Source organism: Nonomuraea sp. NPDC050451 (genome assembly GCF_044458585.1).
Window position 1 is genome coordinate 70,344 of sequence record NZ_JBITHZ010000016.1, and the last position, 13,959, is coordinate 84,302.

At 71.4% G+C, this 13,959-nt stretch carries 13 protein-coding genes; 6 read left to right on the forward strand and 7 right to left on the reverse strand.

Going from position 1 to position 13,959, the window contains the following annotated elements:
* Positions 1-3: 3 nt before the first annotated feature.
* Genes ACIBI9_RS38150 through ACIBI9_RS38160 form a run of 3 tightly spaced genes read right to left on the reverse strand, consistent with a single transcriptional unit; the run spans position 4 to position 3,131 of the window.
* A complete protein-coding gene (locus tag ACIBI9_RS38150; RefSeq protein ID WP_397229616.1) occupies positions 4-1,281 on the reverse strand; it encodes a cytochrome ubiquinol oxidase subunit I in 1,278 nt (425 codons plus the stop codon).
* A 57-nt stretch (positions 1,282-1,338) separates the two neighbouring features.
* Complete coding sequence (locus tag ACIBI9_RS38155; RefSeq protein WP_397229617.1) at positions 1,339-2,007, reverse strand: response regulator; 669 nt, start codon at positions 2,005-2,007, stop codon at positions 1,339-1,341.
* Positions 2,004-3,131, reverse strand: coding sequence for a sensor histidine kinase (locus ACIBI9_RS38160; protein WP_397229619.1), 1,128 nt, complete (start codon positions 3,129-3,131; stop codon positions 2,004-2,006). Before ACIBI9_RS38160 ends, ACIBI9_RS38155 begins: the two co-directional genes overlap by 4 nt.
* A 51-nt stretch (positions 3,132-3,182) precedes the next feature.
* On the opposite strand from ACIBI9_RS38160, the gene ACIBI9_RS38165 reads away from it, so the two are divergent.
* Positions 3,183-3,404 (forward strand): hypothetical protein, encoded by a 222-nt coding sequence (locus tag ACIBI9_RS38165; protein WP_397229621.1) that lies wholly within the window; start codon positions 3,183-3,185, stop codon positions 3,402-3,404.
* On the opposite strand, the gene ACIBI9_RS38170 is transcribed toward ACIBI9_RS38165, so the two are convergent.
* Positions 3,373-4,299: a fatty acid desaturase family protein gene (locus ACIBI9_RS38170; protein WP_397229891.1), complete on the reverse strand. Its 927-nt coding sequence runs from the start codon at positions 4,297-4,299 to the stop codon at positions 3,373-3,375. The genes ACIBI9_RS38165 and ACIBI9_RS38170 overlap by 32 nt on opposite strands.
* A 235-nt stretch (positions 4,300-4,534) precedes the next feature.
* Here ACIBI9_RS38170 and ACIBI9_RS38175 point away from each other — a divergent pair, with 235 nt between their 5' ends.
* Both ACIBI9_RS38175 and ACIBI9_RS38180 read left to right on the forward strand, forming a co-directional pair.
* The gene (locus tag ACIBI9_RS38175; RefSeq protein ID WP_397229893.1) at positions 4,535-5,374 is read left to right on the forward strand and encodes a phosphotransferase enzyme family protein; all 840 of its coding nucleotides are present in this window, start codon (positions 4,535-4,537) and stop codon (positions 5,372-5,374) included.
* An 18-nt stretch (positions 5,375-5,392) separates the two neighbouring features.
* Positions 5,393-6,565 (forward strand): FAD-dependent monooxygenase, encoded by a 1,173-nt coding sequence (locus ACIBI9_RS38180; protein ID WP_397229623.1) that lies wholly within the window; start codon positions 5,393-5,395, stop codon positions 6,563-6,565.
* On the opposite strand, the gene ACIBI9_RS38185 is transcribed toward ACIBI9_RS38180, so the two are convergent.
* The 3 genes from ACIBI9_RS38185 to ACIBI9_RS38195 form a co-directional block, all read right to left on the reverse strand.
* On the reverse strand, positions 6,487-9,453 hold the full coding sequence (locus ACIBI9_RS38185) for an AfsR/SARP family transcriptional regulator (protein ID WP_397229625.1): 2,967 nt from the start codon (positions 9,451-9,453) through the stop codon (positions 6,487-6,489). The two genes, ACIBI9_RS38180 and ACIBI9_RS38185, sit on opposite strands and share 79 nt — an antisense overlap.
* Before the next feature lie 414 nt (positions 9,454-9,867).
* Positions 9,868-10,605 carry a hypothetical protein gene (locus tag ACIBI9_RS38190; protein ID WP_397229627.1) on the reverse strand — a complete coding sequence of 246 codons (738 nt, stop codon included), beginning with the start codon at positions 10,603-10,605 and terminating at the stop codon, positions 9,868-9,870.
* Positions 10,606-10,649: 44 nt separating this feature from the next.
* Complete coding sequence (locus ACIBI9_RS38195) at positions 10,650-11,900, reverse strand: FAD-dependent oxidoreductase (RefSeq protein WP_397229629.1); 1,251 nt, start codon at positions 11,898-11,900, stop codon at positions 10,650-10,652.
* Positions 11,901-11,964: 64 nt separating this feature from the next.
* Between ACIBI9_RS38195 and ACIBI9_RS38200 the strand changes: the two genes are divergently transcribed.
* From ACIBI9_RS38200 to ACIBI9_RS38210, 3 genes are all read left to right on the forward strand, one after another.
* A complete protein-coding gene (locus ACIBI9_RS38200; RefSeq protein WP_397229631.1) occupies positions 11,965-12,558 on the forward strand; it encodes a TetR/AcrR family transcriptional regulator in 594 nt (197 codons plus the stop codon).
* A gap of 35 nt (positions 12,559-12,593) precedes the next feature.
* Positions 12,594-12,863, forward strand: coding sequence for a sulfurtransferase TusA family protein (locus tag ACIBI9_RS38205; protein ID WP_397229633.1), 270 nt, complete (start codon positions 12,594-12,596; stop codon positions 12,861-12,863).
* Between the two features lie 68 nt (positions 12,864-12,931).
* The gene (locus ACIBI9_RS38210; RefSeq protein WP_397229635.1) at positions 12,932-13,945 is read left to right on the forward strand and encodes a LacI family DNA-binding transcriptional regulator; all 1,014 of its coding nucleotides are present in this window, start codon (positions 12,932-12,934) and stop codon (positions 13,943-13,945) included.
* The last annotated feature ends 14 nt before the right edge of the window (positions 13,946-13,959 follow it).

The window sequence follows — 13,959 nt, forward strand, 5'->3', positions numbered from 1 at the left end:
TCCTCAGAAGCTCAGTGCGGGGGTGGCGGGGGCGCCGAGCGACTCCGTGCCTGGCCCGCGGCGGGCATGCCTGGCCAGCAGCCAGTAGTTGATCGCGATCAGCACCGCGAACACCGCGGCGAAGGCGGTGAGGGAGAAGCGCATCTGGGCCGCGGTCACCGGTGACATCGCGTCGGCCGTCCTCAGCAGCCCGAACACGGCCCACGGCTGGCGCCCCAGCTCCCGGAAGAGCCAGCCGGCCAGCATGGTCACGAACGGGATCGGGATCATCAGGGTCAGCAGCCAGTGCCACGGCCTGAAGCCGCGTACGACGGGCCGGATGAGCATGAGCACGCAGCTCAGCGCCGCGACCACGGTCATCACCACCCAGAGCGTCATCATCGTGATGCCCGCCGCGTGCACGGGACCGACGGGCGGCAGGTAGTCGCCGGGGCCGTGCGCCGCCACCATCTGCGCCTGGGCCTCGGCCAGCCGCTCCGGTTTGCCCACCCACGCCGCCGCCTTGGTCGGCTGCAGGGTCTGGAACCCGAGCCCGCCGAAGACCACGGTGAAGATCAGCGCGGGCAGCGCCACGCCGATCCCGATGCGCAGCGACTTGCGGAAGAAGTCCTGCTCGGCGGTGCGCTTACGCAGGTGGTACGCGCTCACCCCGGCCATGAAGAACCCACCGGTGATCATCGCCCCGCCCATCACGTGCCCGAACGCGATCAGCGCGGCCGGATTGCCCACCATGGCCCCGAGGTCCGCCAGCCGCAGCACGCCGCCGTCCAGCACGTGGCCGACCGGGTGCTGCAGGAAGCCGTTCGCGACCATGATCCAGAACGCCGACGCGTACGCGGTCAGCGTCACGACCCAGATCAGCGCCAGGTGGGCCCACCGGTTCAGCCTGTCCCAGCCGAAGATCCACAGGCCCAGGAACGTGGACTCGACGAAGAACGCCACCAGCGTCTCGATGGCCAGCGCCGACCCGAAGACGTTGCCCGCGTACTCCGTGAGCCCGCTCCACGACAGCCCGAGCTGGAACTCCATGACCAGCCCCGTGACGATGCCCATCGCGTAGTTGATGATGTAGAGCTGGCCCCAGAACCGCGTCATCCGCAGGTGCACGGGGTCGCGGCTGAAGGTGGCCCTGGTCTGGATGACGGCGACCAGCGTCGCCAGGCCGAGCGTCAGGGCCACGAACAGGAAGTGCGCGCCCGCCGTGAGCGCGAACTGCAGGCGGGCCAGGTCCACGGTGTCCATGCCCAGAGCGTCCTGGTACGGCTCCGCCCGCCGCGTCATGCCCGGGCGGCAACCCGGCGTACATCCCGGGTCGCACGAGGTCTCCCGGGCTACGACTCAGGGAGTAACCCAGCCCGGGACGATCATGCCGGCCTCGTACGCGATGACCACGAGCTGGGCCCTGTCACGTACCGACAGCTTGGTCATGATGCGGCTGACGTGCGTCTTCGCCGTGGCGGGGCTGAGCACGAGCCGGGCCGCGATCTCGTCGTTCGACAGGCCGCCGGCGACCAGCGTCATGACCTCGCGCTCGCGTTCGGTGAGCGCGTTGAGCTCGGGGCCGGGCTCGGGGCGCTTGACCCGGCCGGCGAACTCGGCGATCAGCCGCCGCGTGATCGACGGCGCGATCAACGCGTCGCCCCTGGCCACGACCCTGACGGCGTGGATCAGCTCGGCGGGCTCGGTGTCCTTGACCAGGAAGCCGCTCGCGCCGGCGCGCAGCGCGCCGTACACGTAGTCGTCCAGGTCGAACGTGGTCAGGATGATCACCTTGACGTTCTGGAGCCGGGGGTCGGCGGAGATCTGGCGGGTGGCCTCCAGGCCGTCGAGCTCCGGCATGCGGATGTCCATGAGCACCACGTCGGGGTGGTGCTCGCGGGCCCCGGCCACGGCCGCCGCGCCGTTGGCGGCCTCGGCGACGACCTCGAAGTCGTCCTCGTCGCTGAGTATGGACCGGAACCCGGCCCGTACCAGGGTCTGGTCGTCGGCGAGCAGTACGCGGATCATCGAGCCCCATTCCCGAGCGGCAGCCGGGCGACGACGCGGAAGCCGCCCTCGGGACGCGGGCCCGCCTCCAGGGTGCCGCCGAGCGCGGTGGCGCGCTCGCGCATGCCCTGCAGGCCGAAACCGCTGCCCCCGTCGTACGTGGCGCCCGGCCCGTCATCCTCCACGCGGATCATGATATTTCCGGACGTGTTGTTGATGGTGAGGATGGCCTGCTTTGCGCCGGAATGGCGGGAGACGTTGGTCAGCGCCTCCCTCACGATGCGGGCGGCGGCCAGATCCACCTCGATCGGCACGGCGTCGAGCGGCCCCGACAGATCCGTACGCACCTCCAGCCCCGACGCCGCTACCAGCGCGTCCACCCGGGCCAGGCTGTCGGCGGGCGCGGTCGGCGCGTCCTCGTCCACCTGGCGCAGCACGCCCAGCGTGGTCCGCAGCTCGCGCAGCGTCTCCTTGCTGGTGTCCTTGATCGTCCGCAGCGCCGTCTCGGCGTCCTCCGGCCGCTTCTTGAGCCCGTGCAGCGCCGCCGCGGCCTGCACGTTGATCATGGAGATGTTGTGCCCGAGCACGTCGTGCAGCTCTCGCGCGATCCGCAGCCGCTCCTCGCTCGCCCGCCGCCTGGCCTCCTCCTCCTTGCTGTGCTCGGCTTCGAGCGCGCGCTGCTCGACCTCCTGCAGGTAGAGGCGGCGGCTGCGGGTGACGCTGCCGAACGCGACCGCCGCCACCTCCCAGCCGGCGATCATGAGGAACAGGCTGTTCTCGACGTGCCGGACGCCGCTGGTCTCGCCGAGCCCCATGCCCAGCAGCGCCGCAGCCCCGATGGCGATGGCCGCGGTGAGGTGGCCCTTCTCGGCCGCGGTGTAGAGGTTGACGAACGGGAGGATGACGAGGGGGCCGTCGAGCCCCGCGTACCGGTAGTAGGCGGCGACGCAGACCATCACCAGGAGCAGTGCCCCGACGGGATAGCGCTCCCGCAGCAGCAGGCCGCAGCAGGCGATGACCGGCAGCACCACGTCGAGGACGTTGGTCTGCGTCTGGCCCCTGGTCGCGTAGGTGATGGCCATGCCGACCAGCAGGCCCGCGATCACGACGAGTGACACGATCATGCTGGTCGACGGCTTACGCATGCTCCCATTCTGGGGGGTAATCGCCGGGGCGCATCTGGGTAGAGCACGTAAATGAGCACAAAGGACGACCTGCGGCGGGTCGAAGAGGACCTGGCCCGGTTGAAAGCCGAGAACCAGGACCTCCGCAACCAGATCCGCGACATGGGCGCGACCGACCAGGTGGAGATCTCGGCCGTGATCAGCCAGGCGGACGAGCAGGAGGAGCTGATCGCTCAGCTCGAGGGCCGCCGCGACTCGCTGCTCAAGCGCCTGGAGTCGGAAGGGGGCTCCTGAGCGCGGCGCCGACCTCGTGCAGGTGGCGTAGTGCCTGCCCGTACGACTCGATCAGTCCGGTCTGGAGGTAGTCGACGCCGATCTCCGCGCAGTACCGCTCGACGATCGGCTGCGCCCTGCGCAGGTTGGGAGCCGGCATGTTGGGGAAGAGATGATGCTCGATCTGGTAGTTGAGCTGGCCCAGCGCCACGTCGGTGAACAGACCGCCCCGCACGTTCCGCGAGGTCAGCACCTGCTTGCGGAGGAAGTCCAGCTTGTCCTCCGCGGTCAGGATGGGCATGCCCTTGTGGTTGGGGGCGAACGTGGACCCCAGGTAGATCCCGAACACCCCCTGGTGCACGATCAGGAACAGCAGCGCCTTGCCGACCGGCAGGATGGTGAAGACGAGGCCGAAGTAGAGCACGAAGTGCGTGACAAGCAGCGTCAGCTCCGTCCCGCGCCGCTTGGCCTCCGGCTTGAGCAGGGCCTTCACGCTGGCGATGTGAAGGTGCCAGGCTTCGAGCGTCAGCAGCGGGAAGAACCAGTAAGCCTGATATTTCGCGACGAATCGCGGTAGGCCGATGCTTCTGGCTACCTGTTCCTCCGACCAGACGATCACGGCGGGGGAGACGTCGGGGTCGTGGTCCTCGTGGTTGGGGTTGGCGTGGTGGCGGTTGTGCTTGGTGGTCCACCAGCCCCAGCCGAGCCCGACGGCGAGGTTGCCCACGAGCAGGCCCGCGACGTCGCTCGGCCGCCGCTTCCTGAAGACCTGCCGATGGCCGAGATCGTGGGCGAGGAACCCGAGCTGCGCGAAGACGACCGCCAGCGCGACGGCCACGAGGAGCTGCAGCCACGAGTCGCCGAGCCAGACGAACAGCCCCCAGCCGCCGAGGTAGACGGCGGCCATGATGACCATCCTGATCGCGTAATAAAAGGGACGCCGGTCAAGGAGACCGGCGTCCGTGATCTGACGGGCTAGTCGGGCGAAATCGCTGCCTCTGGTGTCGAGCCTGCCGGGACTGGCCACGGGTCTCCTTACAAGTGCGAGGTAGGTGACCCTAACCTTTGCGCATCAGGGACGGATCCGGAAGCATAGGCTTTACGGAGTGATCTACGCCGATACCCCGCTTACCCCCGAAATCCGTGCGGCCGTGGCCCTGACGTGGGACGTAACAGGGAACGGCGAACGATTGCACGGTGGCGAGGAATCCGCTGCGTACCGGCTCGACGGCCATGTTATCCGCGTCGGCCCGGTGGGGCGCACCATCGCCGAGTCCGAGTGGTGCCACGCGATCGCCCGCCACGCCGCCGGCACGCTCCCGGAGGCCGTCGCACCCGTGCCGGCCCCCGACGGGGCGACGGTCGTCATGGTGGCGGGCCGCCCGATCTCCTGCTGGCCGTACGTCGAGGGCCACTGGCCGGACTCCGACGTCCCGGCCCAGCGCGCGGCGGGCGCCCGCCTGCTGGCCAGGCTGCACGAGTCGCTGGCCACGTTCCGCCCGCCGCCGCGTCCGGTGCCCGCCTTCCAGGAGTCCGGCCTGTACGGTGACCCGCCCCGGGACGCCCTCGAACTGGGCGACCCTGCCCTCGACCGCTGGCTGGCGGAGTTCCACTCTCGCCACCCGCTGCGCCACCCCCTCCACGGCGACTACTACACCGGCAACACCCTCGCCGGGGACGGCGGGATCGTGGCGGTGCTCGACTGGGACGAGACCTTCGTCGGCGCCCCGGAGGTGGAGCTGGCCGCCGCCTCGCTCGAATGGGGGGACGACGAGCTGGGGCCGAGCCGGGAGTTCGTGGCCGCGTACCACGAGGCCGGGGGCACCGCCGGAGAGCTGGACGAGGAGGCGCTGGCCCAGCTCGTCAGGCACAAGCTCCGCAGGGAGTACGCCTACTTCCGGAAGGCGGTGCGCGCGGGGGTGCGGCACGACGAGGACGACCTCGAATACCACCGGGACCGGGTGGCGCTGTTCCACAAGCTGCGTCCGTGAAAGCCCCCGTGAGAGGGCATGGCAGCGGTCTTCGACGACCTCGGCGTCATCGACGAGATCCTCGCCACCGGCCGCGAGTACCCGAGCCTGCGCAGCTACCAGGGCGACCAGGTGGTCTGGGAGGGCCGGATGGACGAGATCCGGGAGCCGTCCGCCGACGTGCCGTACCCCAACCTGATCATGCAGCCGCAGTGGCGGACCGAGCAGATCCTGCGCGACCGGCTGGCCGAGCTGGGGCACGAGGTCGAGTTCGGCGCCGAGGTGACCGGCTTCGAGCAGGACGGCGACGGCGTGACCGTCACCTTGGGCAGCGGCGAGCAGATCCACTGCGCGTACCTGGTGGGCGCGGACGGCGGCCGCAGCGTCGTACGCAAGCAGCTGGGCGTCGGCTTCGTCGGCGACACGTTCGAGAGCGAGCGCATGCTGCTGGCCGACATCAGGACCGGCGACCTGGACCGCGAGCACTGGCACGTCTGGGGCTCGCCGGCCGAGCAGAAGGTCCACTTCACGATCTGCCCGCTGCCGAACACCGACGTCTTCCAGCTCGTCGCCCCGTACACCGGTGACGACGACCTGATCGTGCTCGTCGCCGAGCACGCGCCGCACGTGCGGATCGAGGAGATCCTGTGGCGGTCCGAGTACCGCGTCAACATCCGCATGGCCGACCGGTTCCGGGTCGGCCGGGTGTTCCTGGTCGGCGACGCGGCACACGTGCACACGCCGGCGGGCGGGCAGGGGCTCAACACCGGCGTGCAGGACGCCTACAACCTGGGCTGGAAGCTGGCCGTCGGCACCGAGGCGCTGCTGGACACGTACGAGGAAGAGCGGATGGCGGTGGCCGAGCACGTGCTGGGCCTCAGCACCCGCCTGTACCGGGAGCAGGACAACAAGCGCGGCGACGACACCAACCAGCTCGGCCTGGCCTACCTCGGCAGCGCGCTGTCCGTGGGCGAGCGCGGCGGCGAGCGCCTCGGCGCGCTCTTCGCCGAGCAGCGCGGCACCGGCTTCCTGCTGCTGGCCGACACGCAGACGGACTATCCGTTCCCAGTGCTCCCGCCGCTCGACGGCCAGAAGGGCGTCATCCTCGTCCGCCCAGACGGCTACATCGGCTATCACGGGGACGAGAGCGGCCTCAGCGCGTACCTCTCCGGGTTCGGCATCGCCGAGCCCCTGGCCGACGCCGAGCGGTAGCCGTGCTCGCCCAGCGCGGCCCGGCACTTGGCGGCCAGCTCGTTGACGTGGGGATCGGCGGACTCCCCGATCCCGCGCAGCGTCCGCGCGGCGCCGAGCAGCTCGGCCGCCGCCTCCGGTTCCAGGTGCTCGGCCACCCCTTCCAGCACGGTCGCCCGCGCGGTCCTGTCGGAGCACGTGGCCATCAGCTCCAGGGCCCGGCGCAGCGGCTCGCGGGGCTCGCGGACCCGGGCGAGCTCGACGTTCATGTACGCCCTGAGCTGGGTTGACACCTCGACGTCGAGCGCCAGCGCCGCCTCCAGCAGCCGGGCGGCCTCCTCCGGCCGGCCGGTGCGCCGGGCCAGCTCGGCCCTGGCGTGCATGACCCTGGCGACGATCGCCTGGTCCTCGGACCGTACGGCCACTTCCCACGCCCGTTCGAGCGCGCGGGCCGCTCCGGCATGATCGCCCGCCCGCCCTTTGAGCTGGCCGACCCGGATCAGGAACGTCATCGGCCCGAGCGGCGTGCCGAGCCCGGACAGCTCGGCGGCCAGCCGCTCCGGCTCCTCGGCCAGGGCGACCGCCGCGGCGAAGTCCCCGCGGTTCTCCGCGACCAGCGACAACCAGAAGAGCCCGGCCCACTGCCCCCACCGGTCCCCGACGGCCCTGAACCCGTCGACCGCCGGCTCCAGCAGGTCCTCGGCCCCGGTCACCGCGCCGTACTCGAACCGCACGATGCCCATGGCCAGCAGCGCCGCCGACCTCGTCCACAGGTCGGGATGGTCGCGCAGCCGCCCCGACTGCCGCTCGGTGAGGCTCACCACGTCGGCGGGCGTCCCGACCCCGGCCAGCGCCCACGAGTTCAGGGCGGCGGGGTGGTCGGACTCGAGCACCGCCTCGGTCGGCACGAACCCCGCCAGCACCCGGCAGATCCCGTGCGCCAGCTCCCGCCCCGGCGGCGGCGTGTCTCCCACCCTTCGCAACATCGACGCGGCCTGCTCGCTGATCTCGCGATGCCGGCCCCGGATGATCCACGGCCAGAGCCGCGGCAGGATCACCCGGAGCGGGTCGTCGGAGTGGCGCAGCGCCGCGTCCAGGTTGCCCTGCTCGGCGTCCAGCACGGCCAGCCACTTGAGCTGCTCGCCGGTCCGCAGGTGCGGGTCGGCGGTCTCGGCCAGCTCGGTGTAGTAGCGGGCGTGGGCCTGGCGCAGCTCGGGGAGGTCGGCGGCGGCGTACTGCCTGATGGTCTCCAGCATCGTGTAGCGCTCGCCGGAGACCGCGATGAGCGACTTGTCCACCAGCGAGGAGAGCAGGTCGAGGTCGCCGCCGCAGACCTGGGAGATCGCCTCGTACGTGGCGCCGCCCGAGAACACCGTCAGGCCCCGGAGCAGCTCGCGCTCGCGGTCGGAGAGCAGGTTCCAGCTCCAGTCGATGACCGCGCGCATGGTGCGGTGGCGCGGCTCCGACGTACGGCCGCCGCGGAAGGCCAGCCGGTCGCCGAGCTGCTGCACCAGGACGGACAGCGGCATCGTACGCAGGCGCGCGGCGGCCAGCTCGATGGCCAGCGGGATGCCGTCCAGCTCGCGGCAGATCCGCGCTGCTCTTTCTGGTTCCACCCGCAGGTCGGGCCGGGCGGCGGCGGCCCGCTCCGCGAACAGCTCGGCCGCCTTCTCCTCGGGCAGCGGCAGCACGTGGTGCAGGGTCTCGCCGGGGATGTCGAGCGGCTCCCTGCTGGTGGCGAGGATCCGCAGGCCCGCCACCTCGGACAGCAGCGTGCGGGCCGTCGTGGCGGCCTCCTCGATCACGTGCTCGCAGTTGTCCAGCACGATCAGGGGCGCGGTGCCGCGCAGGGCCCTGACCGGGTCGGTCGTCTTGAGCGTGCCCTCCAGAGCGGCCCGTACGCCGGTGGCGGCGGCGAGCTCGACCAGCCACACGCCGTCCGGGACGTTCAGGCTCGCGGCCACCTCCACGGCCAGCCGCGTCTTCCCCGCGCCGCCCGGCCCGACGAGGGTGACCAGCCTGGCCCTGCCGAGCTGTCCCTTTAGCCGGGACATGTCCTCCGAGCGGCCGACGAAGCTCGTGAGGCGGGCGGGCAGGTTGCTCTTCGGCTCGGCGTCCCGCAGCGCCTCCAGCTGGGCTTCCCGCAGCTCGGGCCCCGGGTCGACGCCCAGCTCCTCGGCCAGGGCCGCCTTGATCCGCTCGAAGAGCGCGAGCGCTTCGGCTCGCCTGTTCTGGGTGATGAGGGCGCGCATGAGGAGAGCGTGGAACGGCTCCCGTAAGGGATGCGCGGCAACCAACCCCTCCAACTCCGCCACCAACCCAGCCCCTCGGGCTGTGGGGTCGTCGGCGGTGGTCCCGGTCGAGCCGCGGGCTGGATCGTCGGTGCTCGTCACGCTCGGGGCGGGGGCCGGGGTCTCGGCGGTCGCTGTGCTCGGGCCGGGGGCAAGATCGGTGGCGATCGTCGTGCTCAGGTCGGTGGCGATCCTTGTGGCCAGGGCGGTCAGGCGCAGCTCCTCCAGGCGGGCCGCGGGGGCGGAGGCGAAGGGCAGATCGGCCGCGTCCGCCAGCGCCGGACCCCGCCACAACGCCAGTGCCCGGTGCACGTCACCGGCCCGTACGAGCCGCTCGAACGCCCACGCGTCCACCTCACCCGGCGGCACATCCAGCACATATCCAGCGGGATGGGACGAGATCACGCCCGGCGCCTCCCTGCGCGCCCTGGACACCAGCGACTGCAGGGCCGCCATCGGATGCGCCGGCGCCTCACCCGGCCACAGGTCGTCGATCAGCCTGTCCGTGGTCACGACGCGTCCGGGGTCGAGCGCCAGCCGCACCAACAGCGCCCGCACCCGGGCACCACCGACCGCGCACCCCGCCACCTGAAGCGGCCCCAGAATCCCGACCCGCATCCACCCTCCCCCGCCTCCACAGTACGCACCCTTCCACCGCAGCCCCATCTTCCTCCGTACTTCGGCGGGGGCCTTGAAGGAAGGAGGCGGCCCACCCTCCACTCCCGGCTCACACGCCCGTTGCCGTCCGTACTTCGGCTGGGGTCCTTGAACGGGAGGGGTGGGGTGGCCCGGCTATCGCCACCCGCGCCCGGCGCCTACGCCCGCCCCGGCGCTCACACCCCGCGCCCACCGCACACCCGCCTCGCGGCTGCGCCCCGCCTCGCGCCTCGCCTCTCGTCACCCCGCGCCTGGGGCCCCCGCCCCGCGCTCGCATCCCGCGCTCGTCCCCGCATCCCGCGTCCGCAGCCCGTACCCCGCGCTCGCACCCTGTGTCCCGTTTCCTGTGCGTGCCATCTGCACGTCGGGCGGGGGTTAGGGGTTGAGGTGGGAGTGGAGGAGGTCGGCGGGGAGGTGGGGGACGGTGGCTTCGGTGAACTCGGGGAGGCCCACCACCAGCCCGTCCTCCCCGACCCCCAGCCCCGCCTTGGCCGGGTGCTTGCGGATGTGCCGGGGCTCGAAGTTGTAGAAGCTGCCCGTCCCGTAGTCGATCCGGATGCTCTCCAACGACGGTCGCGCGCTGGCCAGGCATGCTCCCATCGGCAGGCCCAGGTCGGTCGGGGAGGTCAGGGTGTGGGCGTTGCCGGCCACGACCAGCGCGGGTTCGGCGTGGGCCGCCAGCACCCGTTGCGCCATCAGGGCGTCCCGCTGCGACCAGTCGCCCGCGTGCATCCACCCGTCGAACAACGTGATCCGCAGACCCGGGACGGCTCGCAGCAGCGCGAGGTGGCCGGCGGTGATGCGGCCGTCGCCGAGCCACCACAGCGGATGGTCCAGCCCGGTCCCGTCGGTGAGGTAGCGGTGGAGCTGCGGCTTCAGGTCCTCGGGCCACTCCAGGGCCAGGCTGGTCAGTCCGAGCAGCCGCATGAGCCAGAGGATGACGAGCGGGTTCTCCCTGACCCCGTGCACCTCGCCGAGGAGGAGCAGGCCGCACGCGTCGATCGACCGCCTGGCCCGGTCGAGCGCCGCCGACTCGACGGGCAGCTCGTACGCGTCCGGATCGAACTCCGCGACCGCCAGCAGGAGGCCGTCCATCGTGTCGACGCCTGGCATGCCTCCACACTCTTCGCCCGGCTCCTCCCGCGCAACAGGCCGGATCAGGAGAACACCTTGGCCTTCAGCGGGGGGAAGCGCTGGACCAGCCGGAGGAAGGTCTTGAACCCCATCCGGCTCACCCGGCTGCCGCCGATGAACTGCTCGGCCGCGCGCAGCGAGTCGCGGACGGCGCCGAAGCCGTACTCGCGCATCTGGGCCTCATAGCCCGCGATGGCGTCGACAGGGTCGCCGCCGGAGGTGAGGGCGGCGCAGAGCAGGCGCGCGTCGCGGAGCGCGGTGTTCGCGCCGATGCCGCGCATCGGCGTCATGCTGTGGATGGCGTCGCCGAGCAGGGTGATGTTCGTGGCGGGCCAGGGGTCGATCGGGATCGAGGTGCGGATCGGCAGCAGCGTGATCGTGTCGGGGTCGGACCGGTCGACCACGGTGCGCAGGTCCGGGTGCCACGACTCGACCATTCGCGCCACGGTGGCCTTGAGCTGCTCGCCCGACATTTCGGAAATGTTGGTGGGGAAGCGGGTGCCGGCCGCGCCGAACGCCCACAGTACGTAGCTGCTGGAGTTGTCCATCAGCGCCCCCTCCTGCTCCGTCACCCCGAACTCGCCGTACGCCACCCCGTCGCCCAGGTCGTGCGGCGCGGTGAAGAACCCCATGCCGCTGGGCGGGATGACGCTGTTCGGCCCGTCGAGCAGCCGCCGCGCCACGAGCTTCCTGGTCTCGGCGGTGAGCGGGAACTTGCCGGCCACCGTCGTGATCCCCGTGTCCACCCGCTCGGCGTGCGGCAGGTACTGCCTGCGCACCCGCGAGTTCCCGCCGTCGGCGGCGACCACGATGTCCGCGGTCGCGCTCGTGCCGTCCGCGAAGAACAGCTCGACCCGTCCGTCGGGGAGCCGCTCGTACCTCTCGTACGTCTTCCCGAACCGTACGACGTCGTCGAGCCCCGACAGCAGCACCTGCCTGAGCGTGATGCGGCTGACCGAGTGGTGGTCGTCGGCCGGGTCGGCCACCTCCTGCGTCTCGATCAGCGCGAGCCGCTTCAGCCGCTCCGTGAGGAAGCCGAAGTCCTGGCCGCCCCGCCCGGTCGTGTCGAGGAACGCCTGCCACAGATGGGCGGGCAGGCAGTCGTGCAGGGCGCGGGCGCCGTTCGGGTCGATGTGCACGCGGTAGCCCTGCAGCCGGTCGGCCGGGGTCCTGTCCCGCTCGTAGACGGTCACGTCGAGCCCTGCCTTGCGCAGCCCCTGGGCCAGGCAGAGCCCGCCGATGCCGCCACCGATGATCGCGATGTTCTGTGTCATGGCTCGACTATCATCCATTCGGATGATTCTGTCAACCATCCAGATGGATGATAGGGTGGGAATCATGAGACGAGCACCCGAGGAGAAGCAGCGCGACCCCGAGCGCACGAAGGCCCGCATCCTGCAGGCGGCGCTGGAGGAGTTCGCGGCTAAGGGGTTCGCGGGGGCACGGGTCAGCGAGATCGCCACCAGGGCCGGGGTCAACAAGCAGCTGATTTCGTACTATTTCGGCGGAAAGGAGGGCCTCTACCAGGCCCTGACCGCGCGCTGGCAGGCTGAGGAGAGCGGGTTCGCCGACCGGTCGGCCTCGATCGGCGCGCTCGCCGCCGAATACGTGCGGGCCAACGCCGCCCGCCGCGACTACGGCCGGCTGATGCTCTGGCAGAGTCTCACCGACGACGGGCCGCCCGACCCTTCCTTCGTCGAGGACGTACGCCGGGATCTTGAGCTCCTGCGCGAGCGCCAGCGGGACGGGGAGTTCCCCGCGGACCTCGACCCGGCGGCGATGCTGGTGGCGCTGTTCTCGATGGCGGCGGCGGGCATCGCGTTCCCGCAGCTCGTCCAGGCGGTCTGGGGATACGATCCGGCGTCCGCGGAGTTCGCCGAGCACTACGCGCGGGAGGTCGAGAAGCTGCTGGGCCACCTGCGCGGTTCGTGACGGACCGGGGGCCAGGCGGTGGTTTCCTTGTAGTTATGCCTGATCTCGTGGTGGACGGCAGCGGCAAGCTCTGCGTGCAGCTGCTCATCGAACTGCGCGGTCACGTGCGCCAGGCCGGTCCCGGAGCGGTGATCCACCTCATCGCCACCGATCCCGCCGCGCCCGTCGACCTGCCGGCCTGGTGTCATCTGACCGGGCACACGTACCTGGGGCCGGTGCCGGGGGCGGAGCGGCCGACGTACGCGCTGCGCGTGGCCGGGGTCGCCAAGGAGACCGAGGACGCCAAACCCTGGCACGTGGCTTAAGCGGTTAATTCCCTTACCGAATGGGGTGGCCTAGAGTATGAGGGTTATCCGGTTCAGAGAGGGAGCCCGTGAAGCGACCCACGATCGCCGACATCGCCAGCCGGGCGGGAGTGTCCAAAGTGGCGGTCTCCTACGCGCTCAACGGGCAACCGGGTGTATCGGACGCGACGCGGGCCAGGATCGTCGCCATCGCCGAGGAGATCGGCTGGCGGCCCAACAGCGCGGCACGGGCGCTCAACGGCGCCAGGGCCAACTGCGTGGGCCTCGCGCTCTGCCGCCCCGCCCGCATCCTGGGCGTCGAGCCGTTCTTCATGGAGCTGATCAGCGGCATCGAGGGCGTGCTCGCCGACCGCTCTTACGCGCTGCTGCTCCAGGTCGTCACGAGCCATGAGCAGGAGAGCGAGGTCTACCGGCGCTGGTGGGGCGAGAGCCGCATCGACGGCGTGTTCCTGGTGGACCTGCACTATTCGGACTCCAGAGTGGTCGAGCTGGAGCGGCTGGGCATGCCGGTCGTCGTCATCGGACATCCCACCGAGTCCGGCTCGCTGTCGGCGGTCTGGTCCGACGACGGCGAGGCCGTGCGCGAGACCGTCGGCTACCTGGTGGCGCTGGGCCACCGCCGCGTCGCGCGGGTGGCGGGGCTGCCGGAGCTGGTCCACACGACCGTCCGCGACCAGGCGTTCGAGCAGGCGTGCGAGGGCGTGGCCGAGCACGTGACCGTGCACACCGACTACACCGGCGAGGAGGGCGCCAGGGCCACCCGGCGGCTGCTCAGCTCGCCCAACCGGCCCACGGCGATCATCTACGACAACGACATCATGGCCGTGGCGGGCATGTCCGTCGCGCAGGAGATGCGGGTCGAGGTGCCGCGCGACCTGTCCATCGTGGCCTGGGACGACTCGCCGCTGTCACAGGTCGTCCGGCCGCCGCTGACCGCGCTCACCCGCGACATCCCCGCGTACGGGGCGCACGCCGCCCAGCGGCTGCTCGCGCTGATCGCGGGCGAGAGCGTGCCCCCGTACGAGGACCAGGCGGCCGTGCTCACGCCGCGCGGCAGCACCGGCCCCGCTCACTCGGTGTAGCGGCGGCCTCGGCG